The organism is Micrococcus sp. IITD107, from assembly GCF_041927415.1.
Classification (GTDB): Bacteria; Actinomycetota; Actinomycetes; order Actinomycetales; family Micrococcaceae; genus Citricoccus; species Citricoccus terreus.
The window spans coordinates 214,272-236,938 of sequence record NZ_JBHFFN010000004.1; the positions used below are offsets into that span (position 1 = coordinate 214,272).

The 22,667-nt window shown below is 68.8% G+C and carries 23 protein-coding genes; 5 read left to right on the forward strand and 18 right to left on the reverse strand.

The genetic code is table 11. The annotated features are described in order from the left end of the window. The first annotated feature begins 72 nt into the window (after positions 1 to 72). The gene (locus ACEXHE_RS09265; protein WP_218154308.1) at positions 73 to 408 is read left to right on the forward strand and encodes a GerMN domain-containing protein; all 336 of its coding nucleotides are present in this window, start codon (positions 73 to 75) and stop codon (positions 406 to 408) included. 38 nt (positions 409 to 446) lie between these two features. Here ACEXHE_RS09265 and pdxT read toward each other — a convergent pair whose 3' ends face one another. From pdxT to ACEXHE_RS09280, 3 genes are all read right to left on the reverse strand, one after another. Further along, positions 447 to 1,097 carry a pyridoxal 5'-phosphate synthase glutaminase subunit PdxT gene (gene pdxT, locus ACEXHE_RS09270; RefSeq protein WP_374785635.1) on the reverse strand — a complete coding sequence of 217 codons (651 nt, stop codon included), beginning with the start codon at positions 1,095 to 1,097 and terminating at the stop codon, positions 447 to 449. Positions 1,098 to 1,164: 67 nt separating this feature from the next. Continuing rightward, complete coding sequence (gene pdxS / locus ACEXHE_RS09275) at positions 1,165 to 2,106, reverse strand: pyridoxal 5'-phosphate synthase lyase subunit PdxS (RefSeq protein WP_374785636.1); 942 nt, start codon at positions 2,104 to 2,106, stop codon at positions 1,165 to 1,167. Between the two features lie 165 nt (positions 2,107 to 2,271). Then, on the reverse strand, positions 2,272 to 3,117 hold the full coding sequence (locus ACEXHE_RS09280) for an HpcH/HpaI aldolase/citrate lyase family protein (protein ID WP_374785589.1): 846 nt from the start codon (positions 3,115 to 3,117) through the stop codon (positions 2,272 to 2,274). A 489-nt stretch (positions 3,118 to 3,606) separates the two neighbouring features. Here ACEXHE_RS09280 and ACEXHE_RS09285 point away from each other — a divergent pair, with 489 nt between their 5' ends. Both ACEXHE_RS09285 and ACEXHE_RS09290 read left to right on the forward strand, forming a co-directional pair. Next, on the forward strand, positions 3,607 to 4,434 hold the full coding sequence (locus ACEXHE_RS09285; RefSeq protein ID WP_374785590.1) for a GerMN domain-containing protein: 828 nt from the start codon (positions 3,607 to 3,609) through the stop codon (positions 4,432 to 4,434). Between the two features lie 50 nt (positions 4,435 to 4,484). Further along, entirely contained in the window at positions 4,485 to 5,705 is a 1,221-nt protein-coding gene (locus tag ACEXHE_RS09290; RefSeq protein ID WP_374785591.1) for a PLP-dependent aminotransferase family protein, read from the forward strand. 29 nt (positions 5,706 to 5,734) lie between these two features. Here the strand turns inward: ACEXHE_RS09290 and ACEXHE_RS09295 are convergent, their stop codons facing one another. After that, complete coding sequence (locus ACEXHE_RS09295; RefSeq protein WP_374785592.1) at positions 5,735 to 7,294, reverse strand: long-chain fatty acid--CoA ligase; 1,560 nt, start codon at positions 7,292 to 7,294, stop codon at positions 5,735 to 5,737. A gap of 234 nt (positions 7,295 to 7,528) precedes the next feature. Here ACEXHE_RS09295 and ACEXHE_RS09300 point away from each other — a divergent pair, with 234 nt between their 5' ends. Then, positions 7,529 to 8,017, forward strand: a complete 489-nt coding sequence (locus tag ACEXHE_RS09300; protein WP_374785593.1) for a MarR family winged helix-turn-helix transcriptional regulator — start codon at positions 7,529 to 7,531, stop codon at positions 8,015 to 8,017. A gap of 79 nt (positions 8,018 to 8,096) precedes the next feature. Here the strand turns inward: ACEXHE_RS09300 and ACEXHE_RS09305 are convergent, their stop codons facing one another. The 5 genes from ACEXHE_RS09305 to ACEXHE_RS09325 all read right to left on the reverse strand — a co-directional run bounded on the left by ACEXHE_RS09305 (position 8,097) and on the right by ACEXHE_RS09325 (position 12,829). Continuing rightward, positions 8,097 to 9,101 (reverse strand): ABC transporter substrate-binding protein, encoded by a 1,005-nt coding sequence (locus ACEXHE_RS09305; RefSeq protein ID WP_374785594.1) that lies wholly within the window; start codon positions 9,099 to 9,101, stop codon positions 8,097 to 8,099. A gap of 69 nt (positions 9,102 to 9,170) precedes the next feature. Then, on the reverse strand, positions 9,171 to 9,644 hold the full coding sequence (locus tag ACEXHE_RS09310) for a MaoC family dehydratase (RefSeq protein ID WP_091695527.1): 474 nt from the start codon (positions 9,642 to 9,644) through the stop codon (positions 9,171 to 9,173). A gap of 98 nt (positions 9,645 to 9,742) precedes the next feature. Beyond that, positions 9,743 to 10,939: an acyl-CoA dehydrogenase family protein gene (locus ACEXHE_RS09315; protein WP_374785595.1), complete on the reverse strand. Its 1,197-nt coding sequence runs from the start codon at positions 10,937 to 10,939 to the stop codon at positions 9,743 to 9,745. Beyond that, a complete protein-coding gene (locus tag ACEXHE_RS09320; RefSeq protein WP_374785596.1) occupies positions 10,932 to 11,888 on the reverse strand; it encodes an amidohydrolase family protein in 957 nt (318 codons plus the stop codon). Before ACEXHE_RS09320 ends, ACEXHE_RS09315 begins: the two co-directional genes overlap by 8 nt. An 8-nt stretch (positions 11,889 to 11,896) precedes the next feature. Continuing rightward, the gene (locus ACEXHE_RS09325) at positions 11,897 to 12,829 is read right to left on the reverse strand and encodes an SDR family NAD(P)-dependent oxidoreductase (RefSeq protein ID WP_374785597.1); all 933 of its coding nucleotides are present in this window, start codon (positions 12,827 to 12,829) and stop codon (positions 11,897 to 11,899) included. A gap of 190 nt (positions 12,830 to 13,019) precedes the next feature. On the opposite strand from ACEXHE_RS09325, the gene ACEXHE_RS09330 reads away from it, so the two are divergent. Continuing rightward, on the forward strand, positions 13,020 to 13,514 hold the full coding sequence (locus ACEXHE_RS09330; protein ID WP_356967430.1) for a MarR family transcriptional regulator: 495 nt from the start codon (positions 13,020 to 13,022) through the stop codon (positions 13,512 to 13,514). Positions 13,515 to 13,615: 101 nt separating this feature from the next. On the opposite strand, the gene ACEXHE_RS09335 is transcribed toward ACEXHE_RS09330, so the two are convergent. From ACEXHE_RS09335 to pcaH, 9 genes are all read right to left on the reverse strand, one after another. Next, on the reverse strand, positions 13,616 to 15,049 hold the full coding sequence (locus ACEXHE_RS09335) for an NAD(P)-binding domain-containing protein (protein WP_374785598.1): 1,434 nt from the start codon (positions 15,047 to 15,049) through the stop codon (positions 13,616 to 13,618). Positions 15,050 to 15,469: 420 nt separating this feature from the next. Further along, a complete protein-coding gene (locus ACEXHE_RS09340; protein WP_336705590.1) occupies positions 15,470 to 16,171 on the reverse strand; it encodes a 3-oxoacid CoA-transferase subunit B in 702 nt (233 codons plus the stop codon). Positions 16,172 to 16,184: 13 nt separating this feature from the next. After that, positions 16,185 to 16,991 (reverse strand): 3-oxoacid CoA-transferase subunit A, encoded by an 807-nt coding sequence (locus tag ACEXHE_RS09345; protein ID WP_336705591.1) that lies wholly within the window; start codon positions 16,989 to 16,991, stop codon positions 16,185 to 16,187. A 55-nt stretch (positions 16,992 to 17,046) separates the two neighbouring features. Continuing rightward, complete coding sequence (locus tag ACEXHE_RS09350; RefSeq protein ID WP_374785599.1) at positions 17,047 to 18,261, reverse strand: thiolase family protein; 1,215 nt, start codon at positions 18,259 to 18,261, stop codon at positions 17,047 to 17,049. Positions 18,262 to 18,372: 111 nt separating this feature from the next. Beyond that, complete coding sequence (gene pcaC / locus ACEXHE_RS09355) at positions 18,373 to 18,834, reverse strand: 4-carboxymuconolactone decarboxylase (RefSeq protein WP_374785600.1); 462 nt, start codon at positions 18,832 to 18,834, stop codon at positions 18,373 to 18,375. Continuing rightward, positions 18,831 to 19,628 carry an alpha/beta fold hydrolase gene (locus ACEXHE_RS09360; RefSeq protein ID WP_285179265.1) on the reverse strand — a complete coding sequence of 266 codons (798 nt, stop codon included), beginning with the start codon at positions 19,626 to 19,628 and terminating at the stop codon, positions 18,831 to 18,833. Before ACEXHE_RS09360 ends, pcaC begins: the two co-directional genes overlap by 4 nt. Next, complete coding sequence (locus tag ACEXHE_RS09365) at positions 19,625 to 21,160, reverse strand: lyase family protein (RefSeq protein ID WP_374785601.1); 1,536 nt, start codon at positions 21,158 to 21,160, stop codon at positions 19,625 to 19,627. Before ACEXHE_RS09365 ends, ACEXHE_RS09360 begins: the two co-directional genes overlap by 4 nt. A 136-nt stretch (positions 21,161 to 21,296) precedes the next feature. Further along, positions 21,297 to 21,950 carry a protocatechuate 3,4-dioxygenase subunit alpha gene (gene pcaG / locus ACEXHE_RS09370; protein WP_091695502.1) on the reverse strand — a complete coding sequence of 218 codons (654 nt, stop codon included), beginning with the start codon at positions 21,948 to 21,950 and terminating at the stop codon, positions 21,297 to 21,299. Then, positions 21,950 to 22,663 carry a protocatechuate 3,4-dioxygenase subunit beta gene (gene pcaH, locus ACEXHE_RS09375; RefSeq protein ID WP_277246086.1) on the reverse strand — a complete coding sequence of 238 codons (714 nt, stop codon included), beginning with the start codon at positions 22,661 to 22,663 and terminating at the stop codon, positions 21,950 to 21,952. Before pcaH ends, pcaG begins: the two co-directional genes overlap by 1 nt. Between the last annotated feature and the right edge of the window lie 4 nt (positions 22,664 to 22,667).

The following is a 22,667-nucleotide window of genomic DNA, read 5'->3' on the forward strand; positions in this document are numbered from 1 at the left end:
CATGTCTTCTGGGTGCTCGAAGGTGGTGCTGGATCGGAGGGTGACCCGCTAGGCTGCGGCGACAGCCTGGTCATGTCCTCCGTCCAAGGCATGGATCCCGCCCTCACCGGTGCCGAACGCGTCGAAGCCGCCATCGAAGCACTCCTTGCACCACGTGACCGCGAGGTCGGCGAGCGCGGACTCACCACCGCCCTGGCTGAGTCCGACCTCAACCTGCAGGGCGTCGAGATCTCCGGCGACACCGTCACCGTGCACCTCACCGGCCAGCTGACCTCCGCCGGAACCTGCGACGACCCACGCATCATCGGACAGCTCGAGCAGACCGCCCTGGTCAACGCCGGCGTGAGCACCGCGCACATCCTCGTGGACGGCACCCCCGTCCAGGATCTCCTCTCCACGAAGGACTGACCCGAGCGGCGCGTCCGTCCGCTCACCTCAAGATCAGGTCACCTCGAGAGCCGAGCGCCTCGCGCCGGCAGCACCAGCCGCTCCAGGAACCAGCGGTGGAACGACCAGTCCCCCGTGACCTCGGGATGGAAGCTCGTGGCCAGCAGACTCCCCTGCCGCACCGCCACCGGAACCTGACCGCTCGAGGCCAGGAAGCCGCCGTCGGGAAGCAGAGAGGGATCCTCCAGGCGCGCCGCGGGAACCGAGGCGAGCACCTGTACCCCCTCACCCACCCGCAGCACAGCCGGCGCCCGGATGAACACCGCATGCACTGGGTCAGCACTCACCTGCGGCACGGACAGCTCCGTCTCGAAGGAGCGCACCTGGGAGCCGAACGCATTGCGCGCCACCGTCACATCCAGTCCACCGAAGCTGCCCTGCCCCGTGATCGGGTTCGCGATCCGGTCCGCCAGCAGGATCATCCCCGCGCAGGTCCCATAGACCGGCAGCCCACCACGCACCGCCGCCTGGACGGCCGCCGCGACCCCCAGCATCCGCGCAAGCTTCTCGATCACCGAGGACTCACCGCCGGGCAGCACCAGACCGTCCAGCCCGTCCAGATCCGCCGCAGCACGCACCTCACGCACGCGCGCGCCCAGGGCGGTCAGCACCTGGGCATGCTCGCGCACGTCCCCCTGCAGGGCCAGAATCCCGACGACGGCCGGCCCGTCAGTCTCTCGGCTCACCGGGGCTGCCCGTTCCGCAGGCGAGGGAGGGTCACCAGCCGCGGTCGGCCAGGCGGTGCGGTGCAGGAAGATCGGCGACGTTGATGCCGACCATGGCCTCGCCCAGCCCACGGGAGGCCTCGGCCACGGCAGCGGCATCCTGATACTGCGCCGTCGCCTTCACGATCGCCGCCGCGCGGGCCTCCGGGTTGCCGGACTTGAAGATGCCCGAGCCCACGAAGACCCCGTCCGCGCCGAGCTGCATCATCAGGGCGGCATCGGCGGGGGTGGCCACACCGCCGGCGGTGAACAGCACCACCGGCAGACGGCCCTCGCGGGCGACCTCGGCCACCAGCTCGTAGGGTGCCTGCAGCTCCTTGGCCGCCACGTACAGCTCGTCCTTGCTCAGCGAAGACAGCTTGGCGATCTCACCCCGGATGGTGCGGATGTGCTTGACCGCCTCGGAGACGTCCCCGGTGCCGGCCTCGCCCTTGGAGCGGATCATCGCCGCACCCTCGGTGATCCGGCGCAGGGCCTCACCCAGGTTGGTGGCACCGCAGACGAAGGGCACCTGGAAGTCCCACTTGTCGATGTGGTTCACGTAGTCCGCCGGGGAGAGCACCTCGGACTCGTCGATGTAGTCGACCTGGAGGGCCTCCAGCACCTGGGCCTCCACGAAGTGGCCGATCCGGGCCTTGGCCATCACCGGGATGGAGACCGCCTCCACGATCCCATCGATCAGGTCGGGATCGGACATGCGGGCCACGCCGCCCTGCGCGCGGATGTCAGCGGGGACGCGCTCCAGAGCCATCACGGCCACGGCACCGGCGTCCTCGGCGATCTTGGCCTGGTCGGCGGTGACCACGTCCATGATCACCCCGCCCTTGAGCATGTCCGCCAGACCGCGCTTCACGCGCGAGGTGCCGGTGGCGGGCTGACCCTTACCGGTGCTCTGGTTCTCGTTCAGGTTCTGGGAGATGTCCGAAGGCGTCATCATGTCCTAGCGCAGCAAAGGGGTCTCCACTCGTGTGGAGCAGGGAGTCGGGCGCCCGCACAAGGGCACCGTGGGCAGTCTACTTCGCCGCCGAGATGCTCAGGAGATTCAGGTCGCGCTCGCGTCATGCGCACCGCTCAGCGCCACCTCAGGACACCGCGAGGATCAGGCGTTCCAGAGTCCGTACGAATCGGCCAGGTCGGCGATCTTCTGCGCGCGCGCCAGGCGCGGCAGATAGGAGCCGTCTCCCACGGAGGCTCCGGCGGCGTGCGCCTCGAGCATCTCCTGGGCCCAGGTCAGCTCGTCGTCCGAAGGCGCCAGCTGACGGTTGATCAAGTCCACCTGGTTGCGGTTCAGGCACAGCCGCCCGGTCATGCCCATGGAAGCGGTCACCTGCGAGGACTCGATCACGGCCTGATCGTCATCAGCGGCACCGGGGGGACCGTCGATCGCGCCGGGCAGCTTGCCCACCCGGGACGCGATCACCAGGCGCGAGCGGGCGTAGGCCATGGCCATGGGGTCGTCCGAGACGCCCACGTCCTTGCGGAAGTCGTTGGTGCCGAAGGCCAGCCGGAAGGTGCCCGGGGCCATGGCCACCTGGGTGGCGTTCTCCAGGCCCAGCGCGGTCTCCAGCAGAGCGAGCACCGGGGTGCCTGCACGCAGGCGCATGGCCGTGTAGGTGACCTGCTCAGGCTTCTCGGTCGTCGCGAGCATCACCCCGCGCAGGCCCTTGAGCCCGGAGAGCGCCTCGAGGTCCTTCTCCCAGTCCTCGGTCTCGATCCCGCTGATGCGCACCCAGGCCGTCATGCCGCCGTCGAGCGCGTCCACCACGTGACCGCGCGCGGCGCCCTTCTTCTCGTCCGGGACCGAGGCCTCCAGATCGATGATCACCGAGTCCGCCTCCGAGGCCAGCCCCGGGGCGAAGTCCTCCGGCTTGGCACCGTTCACCAGCAGCCAGGTCCGGCTGAGCTTGGCGGGCAGGGCGGCGGCACGTTGGTTGCGAAGGGGCATGCGCTCCAGCCTAGTGCTCCTGTGGCACCACCGACCATCAGTGTCACGACGACGGCCCCCGCCTGACAGATCAGGTCACCTCAGCGGCCTCGCCGCTGCACCGGCGTTGCAACAGCGCCGGCCTGAGGTCACGGCGACTCCCTGGAGAAACATCTTCACATCGAGGGGTCACAGGGCCTAAGGTGTCGAGTCGACGGCGTCGTCGCACGACCCATTTGACACCGACCCCAAAATTGGTGAATGATTCAAGCAATCGTGGTCGAAGCGAGGGGTGAAGACCGCCCTTTTGCCGTGACCGTCACAGACTTCCGCAGCGCAGTGCTGCGGGCCAGAGTCTGGCGTGAATGCCGATCCACATGACCCCCCCTCCAGGATCGGATGGCAGCCAGATAGGCCGGGGCCCACCCCGTTCTTGGGCCCCGGCCGCCTTCTTCTTCAGCCCGTGCAACCACCGACCGGGCACCGGCCGTCCTTCAGTAGACTGAACCCATGCCTGACTCCCCGCGGGACCGCCAAGCCCTGCCCCGCCTCGCCGGGGCTGGCCTTGCAGCGGTGTTCGCCCTGACCCTCGCGGGGTGCATGGTGGAGCCGGACACCTCCAGCCCCTCCGCCTCCGAATCCGGCTACTCCCTGCCGGAGACCTCCCTGGACGGCTTCACCCAGGTCCCGCTGTACTTCGTGGGCATCCAGGGGAACTTCCCACCCGCCACCACTGGTCACGAGGTGGCCTGCGGGGACCTGCTCATCCGGCGCCAGTCCGTCCCCGTGAAGACCGAGGACGTGGCCACCACCGCGCTGGAGTACCTGATCCACGATGAGTACTACAGCCACGGCGACCCGGCTCTGACCAACTCCCTGGCCTTCTCCAACGAGGACCTCGAGCTGGAGGGACTGGACGTCCAGGGGGACACGGTCACGGTGCGGTTGACCGGCGAGCTGACCACCCGGAGCGAGTGCGAGTCCTACCGGATCCGCGCCCAGCTGCACAGCACCGCCGCAGACGCCTCCGGAGTGCAGGACGCCGAGATCCTCCTCAACGGTGTGGACCTGGACGAGCACCTGGGGCTGTCTCCCTTCGAACTGGGTCCAGAGATCACCACGCCGGACCTCGAGCCGAGCCCCTCCGCCTCAGCTGAGACGGACAGCGCTGGCGGCACCGAGGAACCCGTCATCGACTCCACGGACGGACCTCTGGACGAGTCCACGCAGGCCCCTGACGACCACGATCCCGCCGAGGACCACTCCCGGGAGATCACCGAGCCCGGCTCGTCCGGCACCGCACCTGCCTCAACCCCCGAGTCCACCCCCTGGCCCTGATCACCCGTCTCGGCGGCTCACCCTGGCCCCCTGAGAGTGACGTTGCTAACATGACGCTGGTGCAGAATCCTTCAGCATTTCTTTCAGACCGTGCTCGTGGTGTGCGCCAATCCGCCGTGCGTGACGTCTTCGACCTGGCTATGACCCCGGGGCTGATCTCCCTGGCCGGCGGCAACCCGTGGCTGGACGACCTTCCGCTGTACGAGCTGGGACAGATCGCCCAGGAGCTAGTCGCCCAGCAGGGCCAGGTCAGCCTGCAGTACGGCACCGGCCAGGGCACCCCGGAGATGCGCCAGGCGGCCTGCACCGTGATGGCAGCCGACGGCATCCCGGACGCTGATCCTGACCTGGTGACCATCACCCCGGGATCCCAGGCCGGGATCGACACCGCGGCGAGGATGCTCGGAAACCCCGGTGACGTCGTCGTGGTGGAGGACCCCTCCTTCGTGGGGGCGCTGAACACCTTCAACACCTGGGAGCTGGACGCGGTGGCCACGCCCACCGACGAGCACGGGCTGATCCCGGAGGGGCTGCGTGAGACCCTGCAGCGGCTGCGCCGGGAGGGGCGCCGGATCGCGTTCCTGTACACCATCCCCTCCTTCGCCAACCCCTCTGGTGCGCTGCTGCCGGCAGACCGCCGGGACGAGGTGGCCCAGATCTGCCGTGAGGCGGGCGTGCTGATCGTGGAGGACAACCCCTACGGCCAGCTCGCCTTCGGCGCGGACCCGGTCCCGCCGATCGCCGCGAAGCACCGCGACCAGGTGATCTACCTGAGCACGATGTCCAAGATCTTCTCCCCCGGCGTGCGCGTGGGCTGGGCGCTGTGCCCGCCTGCACTGCAGCGCGCGTTCTACCTCTCGGCGGAGTCGGCGTACATCCACGCCTCGATCCTGAGCCAGATGCTCGCCACCGCCTTCGTCACCCACTGCGACTGGACCGGCCATGTCCAGCGCGCCACCGCCGAGTACCAGGTCCGCGCCGACGCCCTGGTGGACCAGCTGCGCCAGGACCTGGACCCGGCCATCAGCTTCATCCAACCCCAGGGCGGGTTCTTCCTGTGGGGCACCCTGCCCCAGGGCGCGGACACGCTGCCGCTGATGCACGAGGCCGCCGAGCAGGGCGTGGTGTTCGTCCCCGGTGGGGCCTTCTCTCCCGACGACGTCCCGCACCCGACCTTCCGCCTCGCCTACTCCTTCGTGCCGGGTGAGCAGCTGCGGGAGGGCGTGCGCCGTCTGGCACCGGTGCTCAACGGGGCGCTGAACCGCCTCTGAGCCTCTGAACTGGGCCCGTCGGACTGCGGTCAGCCTCCATAGGCCTTCCGCAGGTCCGGCTTGCGGATCTTGCCGGAGGCCGTGCGGGGCATCTCGTCCACGAACACCACGGACTTGGGGATCTTGTAGCGCGCCAGTGTCCCGTCCAGGTGACTCAGCACCTGCTCCTCGGTGAGCTCGTGCCCCTCTCGCACCACGACCACCGCGCGCCCCACCTCGCCCCACTTCTCATCGGGGACGCCGATCACCGCCACGGCGGCCACGGCGTCCAGCTGGGCGATCGCCTGCTCCACCTGGGCAGGGTAGATGTTCTCCCCTCCGGAGATGATCATGTCCTTGAGTCGGTCGGAGATGAACAGCGCCCCGTCGTCGTCGAAGTAGCCCATGTCGCCGGTCTTGAGCCACGTGCCGTCCGGCTCCTGCACGAAGGACTGCTCGGTGGCCTCAGGGCGCTGCCAGTAGGAGCGGATCACATTGGGTCCCTGCACCTGGATCTCGCCCACTTCGCCGGCCGGGCACACCTGGCCCATCGGGTCCACCACACGCACCTGAGTGTGGAAGTGCTGCAGTCCGGCCGAGCCCTGCTTCTCCCGGGAGTAGCGGGCAGGCAACACCGTGGCACCGGGCGAGGTCTCGGTCATCCCGTAGCCCATCCCGATCGAGAGTCCACGCTCCTCGTAGGCCTCCAGGATTCGCAGCGGCAGGGCCGATCCGCCGCAGGTCAACGTGCGCAGCGAGGACAGATCGGCATCATCCCAGGCCGGGTGCTCGGCGAGCATCTGATAGGTGGTGGGGACTCCGGACATCTCAGTGACGCGGTGCCGCTCAACCAGCTCCAGGACACGTCCAGGCTCGAATCGTGGCTCCAGCACCAGCGTCCCGCCCTTGAGCAGCACCGGAAGGGCGCCCATGCTCAGTGAGGCCACGTGGAACATCGGGGCGATCATCAGCGCCACCTCGCCGCTGGTGATGTCGAAGTCCACCAGCACATTGAAGCTGTTCCAGGTCAGATTCGCGTGGGAGAGCATGGCACCCTTGGGGTTCCCGGTGGTGCCGGAGGTGTACAGGATCAGCGCCAGGTCCTCCAGTTGCACCTCGGCTTCGGGCCGGTGCTTCGATCCGGCGGTCAGCGCCTGCTCGTAGTCCTCGGCCTCGATGTCGCCGTCCTGCCGCTCGGCTGGACGTGACGTTCCGTCCTGCACCAGCAGTAGATGCCCGACGTCGGCCCCGCGGCTCCCTGATACGGCCAGCTGCTCCAGCGGGGCTGAGGCGATCAGCACAGCCGCACCCGAGTCCTGCAGGGCGAACCCCACCTCGGGCGGAGCCAGCCGGGTGTTCAGCGGGACGAAGACCGCCCCGAGGGTCCCGGCGGCGAACAACGTCTCCAGGAAGGACGGGTGGTTCTCCCCCAGGTAGGCCACGCGGTCTCCAGGGCGTACACCGCGCTCGGCCAGGGCGTTGGCCAGGCGGTTGATCCGCTCGTCCAGCTGGTCATAGGTCAGTTCACCGGAGGAGCTGATGACCGCAGTGCGTCCCCGCGAGGTGAACCGACGGCGGTGGATCCAGTCTCCGAGTCCACGGTTGATCATGGGTGCTGACTCCTTCGGGGCGGCAGGCGGTCGTCGACGGCGAGTGACCGTCAAGTGCTGGCCCTGCCATTGTGTCGTAGATCATTGAGATTCTCAATCGTTGTGCGGAACATGAGATCGGCTCGGTAGGGCGCGCCCGAGGGGACTCCCCAGGTGGTTCGTATACGCACTCTTGGCGTACCCTGGAGTGACCCAGACCACCCCGCCCCTCGCCGTCAGAGACCAAGGACGATCGTGCCCCTCTCACCCCACACTCTGGACACCCCCCAGCAGAGCGCCCTGCCACCGGTCACCGGGTTCCGCAGCCTGGCCCTGCGGCGACTGCTCTCCCGGCACGGTCAGCTGTGGCAGCAGCAGGTCTCCACCGAACTGACCAGCGTGCAGTTCGGCGTGCTGCTCTGCCTGGGGCACTCCCCGGAAGGGCTGGTTCAGTCAGAGCTCGGCGCCCGGCTGCACCTGGACAAGGCCACGGTCACCGAGCTGGTGCGGCGGATGGGGCGCCGCGGCCTGGTCACGGTGCACAGAGATCCCGACGACGGCCGGCGCCGGATCGTCTCCCTCACCACGGCCGGCCACGGGATCCTGACCGAACTGCATGGCCCTGCGGTGCAGGTCGATCGCCTGCTGCTGGCAGGCCTGGATGCGGTCGAGCAGCGGGAGCTGGATCGACTCCTCACCCGAGCCCTGACCGCGGAGGATGCCGCGGGTCGGGACCAGCCGTAGACCGCACGACGCCTCGGACCCCCAGTCGGGGCTCCGAGGCATCGTGCGTCAGATGCTCAGCGGCTGACGGACGGCTGGGTCACTGACCTTCCCAGTAGAGCTTCTCCACATCCGGGTCCTTGCCGATGAACCCGAACTTGACCATGAGCTGGCCGGACTGCTCGATCTGCTCCTTACGGATCTCGCCGGAGAGCTCCTCCATGCGCAGGTTCTGGGCGGCATCCTCGGGAAGGTTGATGAACTCGGTGAGCATGGCGCGGGCCTCTTCCGGGTTCTCCTCGACCGCCGCCAGGGACTCGGTCATGGCGTCCACGAACTTCTGGGTCACCTCCGGGTTCTCGGAGGCATACGTCCCGGAGGTGAAGGTGACCATGGTGGGCATGCCCGGGATGGCCTCCTGGAAGTTGTAGCCCACCAACTGGTTGGCATCATCGGCCAGGGCCCGGCTCAGGAACGGCTCAGGGAACCAGACGGCGTCGGTGTTCCCGCGCTCCAGCTGGGCCTCCATGTCCTGGAAGGGCATCTCAGAGAAGTTCACGGCCGCAGGGTCGCCGCCGGCCTTCTCCACGGCCTCCATGATCGTCAGGTCACCCTGGGTCTTGAGGGCGTTGACGGAGACCGTCTTGCCAGCCAGATCGTCCCACCCGGCGATGCCGGAGTCCTTGGTGGCCACGACGCCAGCGATGTCCTCCCCCTCGCCCAGCGAGTTGGAGTATCCGGCGATGATCTTCATGTCCAGACCACGGTCGTTGGCGTTGAGCACAGACTGCGGATTGCCCACGCCGAAGGTGATCTGCTCGTTGGCCACGGCGGGGAGCATGGCCGCGCCGGCGTTGGAGGTCGAGAGCTCGACGTCCAGACCATGCTTCTCGAAGATGCCCTTCTCGATGCCGTAGTACGCGCCCACGGACGGGGCGATCGGCAGCACGCCGAGGGTGACCTTCTCCAGCTCGCCGGAGGCGGCGCCCGAGTTCTCACCCGCCGGTGACGTGTCGCCGCCGGAGGGGGAGCCAGAGCCGCAGCCGGCCAGTGCCAGAGAGGTGACGGCCGCGGTGGCCAGCAGTGAGGCGAACTTCCTGTTCATGGGGACTCCTGAAGAGAACCGGCCGGAGCCGGGAGGGGGATGGGGATGGTGCCTCTGCCCTGAGGGGACTCAGGCGTAGAAGCGGGAGAGGAAGGTGGCCACGACGGCGGGCCGCTCCTCGCCCTCGATCTCGATGGTGCCGTCGGTGACCAGGTGCAGACCGTTGCCCTTGACCTCCTGGACGTCCGAGATGACACCCTTCATGCGGATGCGGGAGCCGACCTTGACCGGTGAGGTGAACCGCACCTTGTCGAGGCCGTAGTTGACCTTGGTCTTCACGTCGGTCACGTCGAACAGCTCGGACCAGAACGGGATGATCAGGGACAGGGTGAGGAACCCATGGGCGATGGGCGCGCCGAACGGGCCGTCCTTGGCGCGCTCGGGATCCACGTGGATCCACTGGTGGTCATCGGTCGCGTCGGCGAACGTGTCCACCATCTGCTGAGTGACCTCGCGCCACTCGGTGTATCCCAGGTCACGTCCAGCCAGGTCCTTGGCCTCGTCGAAGCTGACGACCGTGGCGGCGGTGGTGTTCTCAGTCATGGGTAGATCCTCCTGAATGTGTTCTACATCACAATGGTTGATGAGTGCAATGGTTGACGATCACGAAACATCGAATCGGGATCGTCGGGTCGAGTCGGTCAGACGAAGGCGCCGATCCCGGTGATGGCCCGGCCCACGATCAGGGCGTTGATCTCGTGGGTGCCCTCGTAGGAGTAGATCGCCTCGGCATCGGCGTGGAACCGGGCGACATCGGTCTCCAGGGTGATGCCGTTGCCGCCACAGACCTCCCGGGCCAGGCCCACGGTCTCACGCAGCCGCAGCGAGGTGTACATCTTGGCCAGTGCGGAGTTCTCGTCCTTGAAGATGCCCTGCGCCTGCTGCTCGGTCAGCTGGACCATCATCCCCAGCGAGGCGGTCAGGTTGCCCAGCATCACGGCGAGCTTCTCCTGGATCAGCTGGAACCCGGCGATCGGTCGGCCGAACTGCTCCCGCTCGCGCACGTACTTCAGCGCTGCCTCGTAGGCACCGGCCTGGGCGCCCACGGCCATCCAGGCCACGTCCGAGCGCATGCTGCGCAGGCACCGGGCCACGTCCGCGAAGGAGTTGATCCCCTGCAGCCGGGCCGACTCCGGCACCCTCACGTCCCGGTAGTCGATGTGCGCGTTCTGCATGATCCGCAGGGAGGCCTTGTTCGGAATGATCGTCATGGTCACGCCCTCAGCCTCACGCGGGACCAGGAAGCACTTGACCTGCCCGTCCGCGGTGTCCCGGGCGAAGGTGGCCACCGCGTCGGAGATCGTCGCGCCGCCGATCCATCTCTTGGCGCCGTTGATCACCCATTCCTGAGTGGCGTCGTCGTAGGTCGCCGAGGTGGCCAGGCCACCGGCCACGTCCGAGCCGTGGTCCGGCTCGGTCAGGCCGAACACTCCGGTCAGTTCATAGGTGACGATCTTCGGGTCCAGCTCGGCGGCCTGCTCCGGCGATCCGCCCAAGGTGCAGGCGGTGCGGAACAGCCCGGCCTGGGCGTTGTACAGGGTGCCGACGTTGATGTCGCAGCGGGCCAGCTCGAAGTTGCGGAAGCCGGTGAGGATGTCCCGGATCGGCTCTCCGGCCTCGCACAGCTGGCGCGGGTCCATCAAGTCCAGTCCGCGGACGGCCTGCACCAGCTCATCGGGCAGCTCGGCACGGTCCCAGGCGTCGTTCACCAACGGATAGACCTTCGTGCGCAGGTCCTCACGCAGCGTGGAGAGCACGCTGCGCTCGGCCTCGGTCAGCCGCTCAGCGAAGCCGTAGAGGTCCGAGGGGATCACGGTTCCGGTCACGGGTTCACGCACGGAGCTCGCCCTCCTGCGCAGCCGGAGCGTCCAGGCCGAGCAGGCGCACGGCGTTCTCCTTGAGGATCAGCGGCCGCACCTCGTCCTTCAGCGGGAGGGACTCGAAGGCGGTCAGCCACTTCTCCGGGGTGATCAGGGGGAAGTCCGTGCCGAAGAGCACTTTGCGCGAGAGCACGTTGCCGGCCTGGCGGACCAGGGACTCCGGGAAGTACTTCGGAGACCAACCCGAGAGGTCGATGTGGACATTGGCCTTGTGCGTGGCGATCGAGTTCGCCTCGTCCTGCCACGGCACCGAGGGGTGGGCCATGATGATCGGCAGTCCGGGGAAGTCAGCGGCGACGTCGTCCAGCAGCAGCGGGTTGGAGTACTTGAGCTTGATGCCGCGCCCGCCGGGCAGTCCGGCGCCCATGCCGTTCTGACCGGTGTGGAAGATGCACGGCAGACCCAGCTGCTCCAGCACCTCCCACAGCGGGCGGAACTGCCGATCCGAGGGATCGAAGCCCTGGACGGAGGGGTGGAACTTGAAGCCGCGCACGCCCAGCTGTTCGGCCTGACGGCGGGCCTCCTCCAGTGCGGCGGCACCCGTGCGCGGATCCACCGAGCCGAAGGGGATCAGCACATCGTTGTTGCGGGCGCAGCCGGCCACGAGGTCGTCGATCGAATTGGGCTCATGGCCCATCTGGGTGCGGGCGTCCACCGTGAAGACCACCGCGGCCATGCGGTGCTCTCGGTAGATCTCGGCGATCCGATCGATGGACGGAGTCCGCTCCTCGGCCTTGAAGTACTTGGCCGAGGCCTCGAAGAAGTCCTCCGGCAAGGCCTTGTGCCCGCAGGAGTCCACCTCCAGGTGCACGTGCATGTCCACGGCCTGGATCACCGTCACATCCACTGCGCACTCGTACCGCACCGGCTGGTCCGATCCGTCCTGCACGGGGGCACCCTTGCTCATGGCCGCGCTCACTTCGCCGGATCCTCAGGCTGCAGCTCAGCGGGCAGCTCGGGGAACGTCTCGCCGACGGACTGGACGTTGGCCTCGAGGATCGACCGCCCTTCGGTGAGCATGGTCTGGTAGTCCCAACCGCCCTCGTGGTACTCCTGCACCACGGCCTCGGGGTGGGACCAGACCTGCAGACGGTCGCCGCCCACGCCCACAGCCTGACCGGTCACGCCGGCGGCCTCGTCCGAGGAGAGGAACGCGATGACGCCGGCCACGTCCTGCGCGGGACCGAAGCCCAGCTCCCTGCGGAAGAACTCCGGCATGGCCTCGCCCCGCTCGTCGGCCTCGACGGCCTTCTGGAAGAACGGCACCGTCTTGGTCATGGCGGTGGCGGCCACCGGGATGACGGCGTTGACTGTCACGCCGGCCTTCTTCATCTCCATGGCCCAGGTACGGACCATCCCTACGATCCCGGCCTTGGCCGCGGCATAGTTGGTCTGGCCGAAGTTGCCGCGCTGTCCGGTCGGCGAGCCGATGCAGACGATGCGGCCGGCCACGCCGTTCTCCTTGAAGTACGCATAGGCCGCGCGCACGCAGGTGAAGGTGCCGCGCAGGTGGACGTTGATGACGGCGTCGAAGTCGTCGTCGGTCATCTTCAACAGGGACTTGTCCCGCAGGATGCCGGCGTTGGTGACCAGGATGTCCAGCCCGCCGAAGGTCTCCACGGCGGTGTCCACCAGCTGCAGGGCGGTCTCGGCGGAGCCGACCGGAGCGACCACGGCGGCGGCCTTGCCCCCGGCCTCGGTGATGGAGGCCACGGCGGCGTCGGCGGCGTCCTGGCTGACGTCGTTGATGATCACGGCTGCACCCTGACGGGCCAGCTCCTGGGCGTAGGCCAGGCCGAGTCCGGCTCCGGATCCGGTGACGACGGCGACTTTTCCGGCAAGCGACATGGTGGGCTCCTTCAGCCAGAGGGGTCGGCGCCCCAGGGCCAGGGCGCCGTTGATCTGGCACCATCAGATCGCATTTCGTTGAGAAAGTCAATGATCTAGTTTATCTACAGTGACGGGCGTAGACTCTTTCCCAGCCCTGATCTCCCGGTGACGACGGATGACGTCACCCCCCTGGCGAGGAGCCGCCCGCATGCCCACCACCGCTGCCCCAGAGAAGACCCCTGCCGACGAGTCCACCGCCCCGTCCGCCACGGGTATCGAGCGACTGCAGAGCGCCCGGGTCGCCTCGGACATCCAGTTCCTGATCGCCCGCGCCCGCGGACGCGGAAACTCCCACGCCAACCTCATGCTGGCTGAACTGGACCTGAAGGTGCGCCACTTCTCCGTTCTCTCCCTGGTCTGCACCGAGGAGCGCCCCACCCAGCGCGAACTCGGCGAGTTCCTGGACCTGGATCCCAGTCAGATCGTAGCCCTGGTGGACAGTCTGGAGGAGCGCGGCGCGGTGCGGCGGGAGACCGACCCTCGGGACCGGCGCTCCAAGATCGTGGTCCCCACCGAGTCCGGCCACGACCTGCATGAGCAGGCGGCGGCTCTGACCCGTGAGTCTGAGGAGACAGTGCTGCAGACCCTCTCTCCGCGTGAACGCCGTCAGCTGCGCGCGCTGCTGCAGAAGGTCGCGTTCTGAGCTGAAGGCTCCTGGAACCACGAAGGCCACCCTGCCTCCTCGCTGGGAGGTGGGTGGCCGTCGTCGGGAATGCCGTGGGGAACAGCAGTGCCGTGCGCCGATCAGCGCTGGATGCGCTCCTGCAGGGGCAGACGCTCGATGTCCTCGTCGGCGTCGTCCACCTCGAAGCGCGAGCGCATCTCGTCCTCCTCCGGGGCGCCCAGGTAGCGCTCCAGGGAGTCGTCCAGCTCATGCAGCCAGCGGGTGTGGTGCTTGGCCGCCATGGTCCCGGTCATCACCGAACGGTGCTGCTTGTCCCGGTAGGTGAGGATGTTGGCCTTCTTGTCCTTCTTCCAGTCCAGGAAGGTCTTGACCACCTCGTCCAGATCGAACATGGGGTAGTCGGTGGCCTCGATCAGGTCCTGGATGTAGTCGGCCTGGAACTGGACGTCGTCCGCGTCGGTCTCCAGGGCCATGAACCGGTTGCGCCAGGACTGCATGTGCTCGGCGCGCTCACGCTCGGACGGCAGCTCGGCGCGGCCCAGGATCAGGTCGCGGACGTACCAGGCCTGGGCGTCGAACATGTTGAAGGTGAACCACTGGTCCTGGGCACCGAGGTAGCTCAGCCGCGGGTTCTTCTGCCAGATCACGCCGCGGTACAGGTGGTCCGGGTAGATGTTGTTCGGGGACTCCAGCGCCAGCTCGGTGGGCAGGAACGGGTACTTGTGCAGGTAGCCGGTGCACAGCACGATCGCGTCGAACTCGCGGACCTCACCGTTGCTGAAGTGCACGGTCTGGCCCTGGATCTCCTGGATGCCCGGCAGCTCCTCCATCCCCTCGGGCCAGTCATAGCCCTGCGGACGGGAGCGGTAGGACATGGTCACCGAGCGGGCGCCCATCTTGTAGGCCTGCACGCCGATGTCCTCGGCGGAGTAGGAGGCGCCGATCAGCAGCACGCGCTTGTCCGCGAGCCTCTCGGCACCCCGGAAGTCATGGGCGTGGTGCAGGGTGCCCGGGAAGGTCTCGATCCCCGGCACGTCCGGGACGTTGGGGAAGGAGAAGTGCCCGGTGGCCACGATCACGTGGTCGAAGGTGGCGGAGGTGGTCTGCTTGGAGCGCAGGTCCTCCACGGTGACGGTGAAGGTCTCGGTGTCCTCATGGAACTGCACCCAGCGCACGGCGGTGGCGAAGCGGACCTTGGACTTGGCCTCGGACTGGCGGACGCGGCCGTCGATGTAGTCCCACAGCACCTCGCGCGGCGGGTAGGAGGAGATCGGCCGGCCGAAGTGCTCGTCGAAGGTGTACTCGGCGAACTCCAGGGCCTCCTTGGGGCCGTTGGACCACAGGTTGCGGTACATGGAGGAGTGGACCGGCTCGCCGTACTGGTCGATCCCGGTGCGCCAGGAGTAGTTCCACTGGCCGCCCCAGTCGTCCTGCTTCTCGTAGCAGACGATCTCCGGGACCTCTGCGCCTGCCTTCTCAGCGGACTCGAACGCCCGCAGTGCCGCCATGCCGCTGGGGCCGGCGCCGATGATCGCGATCCTCTTCTGGGTCACAGTTCCCTTTCCCACCGTGTGCGCACGGCCTTGTTCGCGCTCTCTCGAGCTGCTCTCATCCGCCGGGAGGCCTCAGGGCGCTGTGCACGTCGGGTGCGGTGCGGCCGCCTCTACCGGGGATCGATCTCTCCGGCGCTCGGACAGGTCCGCCCCGCGTGGGCGGCATGGAGTCCGAACGACGGGCCGGGCCTCAGAGGCACCGGCCATCACGGGAGATTGTACCAGATATTGTTGGGGCCGGCGAGCCAGGGTGGTGGGACAGGGACCCACGACGACGGCCACGGCACCTCAGCGCTGGGAGGTGCCGTGGCCGTCGTCGGGATGGTTGCGGTGGTGGAGGTGGGTCTGATTCCTCACTCCCGCGCCGGATCCTCACCGCCGCGTAGGGCGAGGAGTTTCCGGGGAGGGAGTGAGGAACGGTCAGGCGCCGGTGCGGTCCTCGAGCTGGACGTCCGGCAGCTTCTCCTGCAGCTCGGCAAAGGTGATGCCGTGGAGCTCACGGACCTTGACCACGCCGGACTCGTCCAGCAGGAACACGCCGTGGTCGGAGTACACGCGGGAGACGCAGCCGACGCCGGTCAGCGGGAAGGTGCACTCCTGGGCGAGTTTGATGTCCCCCTTCTTGGTGAACAGGTCCATCATCACGTAGGTGTCCTTGGCCCCGATCGCCAGGTCCATGGCGCCGCCGACCGCCGGGATGGCGCCGGGCTTGCCGGTGGACCAGTTGGCGAGGTCGCCGGTGGCCGAGACCTGGTACGCCCCGAGCACGCAGACGTCCAGGTGGCCGCCGCGCATCATGGCGAAGGAGTCGGCGTGGTGGAAGTAGCTGGCGCCGGGCAGCTCGGTCACCGGGATCTTGCCGGCGTTGATCAGGTCCTCGTCGATCTGGTCCCCGTGCGCCTGCGGGCCCATGCCCAGCATCCCGTTCTCGGTGTGCAGGGTGACCTGCTTCTCCGGCGAGAGGTAGTCCGAGACGGTGGTGGGCTGGCCGATGCCCAGGTTCACGAAGGAGCCGGGCTCGATGTCCGCGGCGATCAGCTGCGCCAGCTCCTGCTGGGTCAGCGGCTGGTCGGTCACCCGCGGGGCCTGGGTAGTCTGAGCGTTCTGGGTGGTGTCAGTCATGGTGTCCGTCCCTTCACTTCTGCTCTGCTGCGCCGGCTGCGGCGGACTCGGACTCCGGGGCGATGTCTCCCCCAGCGGGCGCCTCGTCGGCTGGCGCCGCGCAGGGCTTGGGCCGACCGGCGGCCAGGGCCTCGTCCTCCGCACGCTGGAACGCACCCGAGCTGGAGGGGATGCGCACGATCGTGTCCGTGTAGATCCCCGGGGTGATCACGTGCTCGGGGTCCAGGCAGCCCTCGATCAGCTCGTCCACCTGGACGATGGTGTGCTCGGCGGCCGCGGCCATGACCGGGCCGAAGTTGCGCGCGGTCTTGCGGTAGCGCAGGTTGCCGTAGGAGTCGGCGGCGTAGGCCTTGATCAGCGCGAAGTCTCCACGGATGGGGTGCTCCAGGACGTAGTTCTTCCCGTCGATCTCCCGGGTCTCCTTGCCCTCGGCCAGCTGCGTGCCGTACCCGGTGGGGCTGAAGAACGCCCCGATCCCGGCGCCGGCTGCGCGCATCCGCTCGGCCAGGTTGCCCTGCGGGACCAGCTCCAGTTCGATCTCCCCGGCGCGGTAGGCCTCATCGAAGTGCCACGAGTCCGACTGCCGCGGGAAGGAGCAGATGATCTTGGCGACCCGCCGCTCCTTGATCAGCAGGGCCAGACCGGCATCGGCCTGCCCGGCGTTGTTGTTGACCACCGTCAGGTTGCTCGCCCCGGACTCCAACAGCGCGTCGATCAGCTCCATGGGCTGTCCGGCGTTGCCGAATCCACCGATCAGCACGGTTGCGCCGTCGGTGATCCGGGAGACGGCCTCGGCGGCCGTGTCCACGAATTCACGCATCGTCTCTCCTTGAGTGTTCGTCAGTTCCGTTGTCGTCAGATCAGGTCTGGGCGGGTCAGCGGGCGTCCACGTTCTCCAGCACCACGGCCAGGCCCTGGCCCACGCCGATGCAGATCGCGGCCACGCCCCAGCGCTCGCCCGACTCCTGCAGGCGACGGGCCAGGGTGCCCAGGATGCGCGCACCGGAGGCGCCGAGCGGGTGGCCGATGGCGATCGCGCCGCCCCAGGCGTTGACGATGTCCAGGTCGATCCCCCAGGCATCGGTGCAGGCCAGCGACTGCGCGGCGAAGGCCTCATTGAGCTCGACGGCGGCCACGTCCTTCCAGGTGATCCCCGCCCGGGCGATGGCCTGGTTGGCCGCTTCCACCGGCGCGTAGCCGAAGTACTGGGGCTCGTTGGCGGCGGCACCGCGACCGGCGATCCGGGCCAGCGGCTGCAGCCCCAGGATGTCCGCGGCGCGGAAGGATCCGAGCCAGGCGGCGGAGGCGCCGTCGTTCATGGGCGAGGCGTTGCCGGCGGTCACGGTGCCGTTCTCCTTGCGGAAGACGGTGCGCAGACCGGACAGCGACTCGGGGGTGGAGTCCGGACGGATGGTCTCATCCCGAGTCAGGTCCACGTCCGGCACGGCGACGGTGAGCTGGTCGTACTTGCCGGCCTCCCACGCTGCGGCGGCCCGCTGGTGGGACTGCGCGGCGAACTCATCCTGCCGTTCACGCGTGATGCCGAACTTCTCCCGCAGCTGCTCGGTGGCCTCACCCAGGGAGACGGTCCACTCCTTCGGCATGTTCTGGTTGATCAGGCGCCAGCCCAACGTGGTGTTGGCCAGCTCCAGGTTCTGCATGGGGAAGGGCTTCTCGGTCTTGGGCAGCACCCACGGGGCGCGGGACATGGACTCCACCCCGCCGATCAGCACGACGTCGGCCTCACCGGTGTTGATCTGGCGGGAGCCGATGATCGCGGCGTCCAGGGAGGATCCGCAGAGGCGGTTCACGGTGGAGCCGGGGATGGAGGTCGGCAGCCCGGCCAGCAGGGTGGCCATGCGCGCGACGTTGCGGTTCTCCTCACCGGCGCCGTTGGCGTTGCCGAAGAAGACCTCGTCGATCTGCGCCTGGGCCTCGGCGTTGCCGGCCAGTCCGGGTGCACGCTCCACGGAGGTCTTCACCACGAGGGCGGCCAGATCATCCGGGCGGGTCTTGGCCAGCGCTCCCCCGACCTTGCCGAAGGGCGTGCGGACGGCGTCGTAGATGAAGGCGTCGGTGGTGTCAGTCATGTGATGCTCCTGAACTGGGGGTCCGGTGGTCCGAAGGGGGCAGGCGCAAAGTGACGAAACCCGGTCACTTTGGTGGGGGTGGGGTCACTTTGCGCCTGGGTGGGGGTGGGGTCAGAGGGGCTTGCCGTCGGCGAGGTCGGCGTCCACCTGGGCGAAGACCTCCTGGGCGAGCTTGAAGGCGATGTTCGCGGCCGGAACCGAGGAGTAGACAGCGGTCTGGAGCAGGATCTCCTGGATCTCCTCCCGCGTGAGCCCATTGCGCAGGGCGGCACGCAGGTGCATGGCGCACTCGTCCCAGTACCCGCCGGAGACCATGGCCGAGATGGTGACCGCCGAGCGCATCCTCCGGTCCAGTCCGGGGCGGGTCCAGACCGTCCCCCACGCATAGCGGGTGATCAGGTTCTGGAAGTCCTCGGTGGTCTCGTCCTTCTTGGACTCGGCGCGGTCCACGTGGGCCGCGCCCAAGACCTCGCGGCGCACGGCCATGCCGGCGTCGTAGACCTCCTGGGAGGTGGCGTCCATCCGGTGTCCGATGGGCTGGCCGTCAGCAGTCTCAGCGTTCGGGGTGCTCATGCGGCGAACCTCTTCTTCAGCAGTCGGGCCATCTCCTCGGGGTCCTCGATCGGCGCCTGGTGCGCGGCGGACTGCACCACGGCCGCACGTCCGTCCTGCACGCCGCCGGCGATCTCCTCCCCTCGGGCCGGGGGGCAGACCTGGTCATGGGCGCCGGTGACGGCCAGGATCGGGACGCTGATCTCCCCGAGCCGCTCGCGCACGTCGAAGTCGGCCAGGGCCTCGCAGATCCGGGCGTAGGAGAACCGATCGGCGTTCTGCAGGGCGTGCAGCAGCCGGGTGGTGCGCTCGGGGTGCTTCTCGATGAACCCGGGGGCGAACCAGCGCTGGGCCGATCCCTCCACCATGGTGGGCGTGCCGGAGGCCTCCACGGTGGCGGCCCGTTCGCGCCAGGCCTCAGCCTCACCGATCTTGGCCGCCGAGCAGATCACGGCGATCCCGCTGAACAGGTCCCCGTGGTCCAGAGCCAGCTGCAGGGCCACCTCGCCGTTGACGGACACCCCGGCGTAGTAGACCTTGGCCCCGGGTGCGATGGTGCCGGAGGCGTGCTGGGCGCGCACCAGGTCCGCCACGGCGTTCGCCAGGTCCGCGATGGACAGTGGATCGGCGTGCGCCGGGGACTCTCCGTGGCCGGGCAGGTCCCACCCGATGACCTGGAAGCGGTCAGCCAGCTGACCGGCGGCCTCCTGCCACAGTCCCTGCACGCCGGTGCCCAGCCCGGCGCCGACCACCAGGACGTCCTTGCCCTGGCCGGCCTCCGTCAGGGCCAGTGCGGTGATCTGGGGTGTGCTCATGCTCGGCTCCATTCCTCGTGCTTCTGGGTGATCCGGTCCACCAGTGCGGTGGCCTCTCCGATGTAGTTCGCGGGGTCCAGCATGGTCTCCAGGTCCTCGTCCGAGACCGTGTCCAGCGCCGCCTCACGCAGCAGGGTGCGGAAGTCCGCGGAGTTCTCCGGTGCGGACCCGCCGGTGTTCTCGGCGGCGTGGGCGGCCGAGAGCGAGCGGTCCACGATCGCCTGGATCCGCTTCTTCCCGGAGCCGGGCTCGCCGCCGCGGGCCTGCTCGATCCGCGGTGCCAGCTCGGACATCAGCCGTTCCGAGACCAGCAGCGGGCCGGTGCGGTGCAGGTTCTCCCGCATGCGGTCCTCGTCCACGCGCAGTCCGGCCACCAGCTCGGCGGTGCGCGCTGCAGTGCCCCCGGCGGTGCGCAGCAGCTGGCGCAGGGCCGGCCACTCGGTGTGCCAGGCTCCGTCCGGACGCTCCTCGTTGGCCGCCCCGGCCGCGGTGTACACCTGGGCCAGCGCCCCGGGTGCGGACAGGGCGCTGGAGTGGATGAGCACCGAGAGCACGGGGTTCTGCTTGTGCGGCATGGCCGAGGACCCGCCCCGACCGGCCACCAGCGGCTCGCCCAGCTCCCCGTTCTCGATCCGGGCGGAGATCAGCACGTCATTGGCGATCTTCCCGCAGGCGGCTACCACATCGGCCAGCGCCGCCGCCACCCCGGTGACCGGCATCCGGTTGGTGTCCCAGGGCCCCGCGGGCGTGCTCAGACCCAGACGCGCGGACAAGGCCTCGATCAGCTGGAAGGTGCCGGTGCCGTCGTCGAGAATCCCCTGCCGGTGCGCCTCGGCGACCTTGCCGGACAGCGCGGCCATGGTCCCGGCCGCCCCACCCCACTGGAGGGGCAGCTCGGCGGTGGCGGTCTCGAGCCGGCGCCCGGCCTGGGCCAGCCCGTCCAGCCAGTTCGCGGCACGCAGTCCGAAGGTGGAGGGCAGCGAGTGCTGGGCCAGGGAGCGGGCCACCATGGGCGTCTGGCGGTGGGTGCGCGCCAGCTCCACCAGGCTCCCGACGGCGGCCCTCACGTCCCGCAGGATGGCGGCGGTGGCCTGGGTGGTCATCCGCATCAGGGCGGTGTCGATGATGTCCTGACTGGTGGCGCCCACGTGCACGGCCCCCGACGCCCCGGCGACCCCGGAGAGGTGCTCCCGCAGGGCCTTGAGCGCGGGGATCAGCGGGTTGCCGCCGTCCTGTCCGGCGTGGGCCAGGGCGACGAGGTCGTAGGCGGAGGGGTCGCAGGCCTGCTCAGCGGCTTCGGCCTGTTCGGCGGTGGCCAGGCCGTGCTCGGCCAGCACAGCGGTCCAGGAGGCCTCCACCTGAAGCATGTGGCGCAGGAACGCGGCGTCCGAGGTCTCCTGGGCCACCGGGGATCCGGCCCAGCCGGGGTTGAGCAGCCCGGTGTCCGCTCCGGCCAGCAGGGACAGTCGGTCCGGCGCGGCCGGTGCGGACGGGTCAGCCTGACGGGGGTGCTGCTCGGCGGGGCTGGTCATGGGCGGGGTGACTCCTGGGGGCTGGCGGGCTGGACGGAGCGGGTGGTCCCGGTCCGTCCAGGGTACTGCTCAGTGCAGTGGGCGGGCCGAGGGTGACCTCTGGTGAGGCACCCCGGCCCGCCGTGCGGTGTGCGGATCAGTTCTGCGGGTAGTCGATCCCGGGGAACTGCAGGAACACCGTCTCCTTGTCCGCGTGCTCGCCCTGGCCCTGCACCCAGATGTCCAGGTGCAGCGAGCCGTCCGGGCGACGCTCGGCGATCAGGGTCTGGCGCCGGGTCTCGTCCAGCGAGCTCAGCAGCGGGTCCTGGGCCAAGGCCTCGGTGTCCTCCGGCAAGTAGATCCGGGTGTGCAGCTTGTTCAGCAGACCGCGGGCGAAGACCACCAGGTGGATGAACGGCGCCTTGCCGTCCTCGGTGGGACCGGGGTTCACCGTGGAGAAGGTGTAGGTGCCCACGTTGTCCACCGCGCAGCGGCCCCAGCCGGTGAAGGTCCAGCCGTCCCGGACCAGCGAGCCGGTCTCCTGGGGGATCTCACCGTTCTGGTCCGCCTGCCAGATCTCCAGCATGGCGTCCGGGATGGGATCGCCGTTGCCGTCATACACGGTGCCGGTCAGGCGCACGGCATCCGGATGGGTCGGCGGCACCAGGTGGTGGCCATCCCGGAAGGGCAGGTGGACCTGCTCGTAGCCGTTGGCGTAGCCGAAGAACGGGCCGATGGTCTGCCCCGGGGTGGGGACCAGCTTGCCCTCGGCGGTGCGGTCAGCGTTGGGATCGTTGACGTCCACGCGCATCAGTGATCGCCCTCCTCGTCTTCCATCCAGGTGCGGTTGCTGCCGCTGAGCACGATGTCCCAGTAGTAGCCGGTGTTCCACTCATGGGTGGAGACATTGTGGTCATAGGTGGCCACCAGGCGGTCCCGGGCCTTCTGGTCGGTGATCGACTGGTAGATCGGGTCCAGGCTGAACAGCGGATCGCCCGGGAAGTACATCTGGGTGATCATCCGCTGGGTGAAGTCGGTGCCGAACAGCGAGAAGTGGATGTGGGCCGGACGCCAGGCGTTGTGGTGGTTCTTCCACGGGTACGGCGCGGGCTTGATGGTGGTGAACTGGTAGGAGCCGTCGTCCCCGGTGATGGTGCGGCCGATGCCGGTGAAGTTCGGGTCCAGCGGGGCCGGGTGCTGATCCCGCTTGTGCACGTAGCGGCCGGCGGCGTTGGCCTGCCAGATCTCCACGAGCTGGCCGCGCACAGGGCGTCCGTCCCCGTCCAGGATCTTCCCGCGCACCACGATCCGCTCGCCGAGCGGCTCTCCGTTGCCCTGGATGGTCAGGTCCGACTCCAGGGTGTGCACATCCCGGTGTCCGAACGCCGGGGACCACAGCTCGATGGTCTCCGGGTCCGCGTGGTGCATGGACTTGGTGGGGTGGCGCAGCAGGGAGCTGCGGTACGGCGGGAAGTTCACGCGCGGCTGGGTCTCCCCGGAGGCGGCGTCGTGGATCTGCTTCATCTCC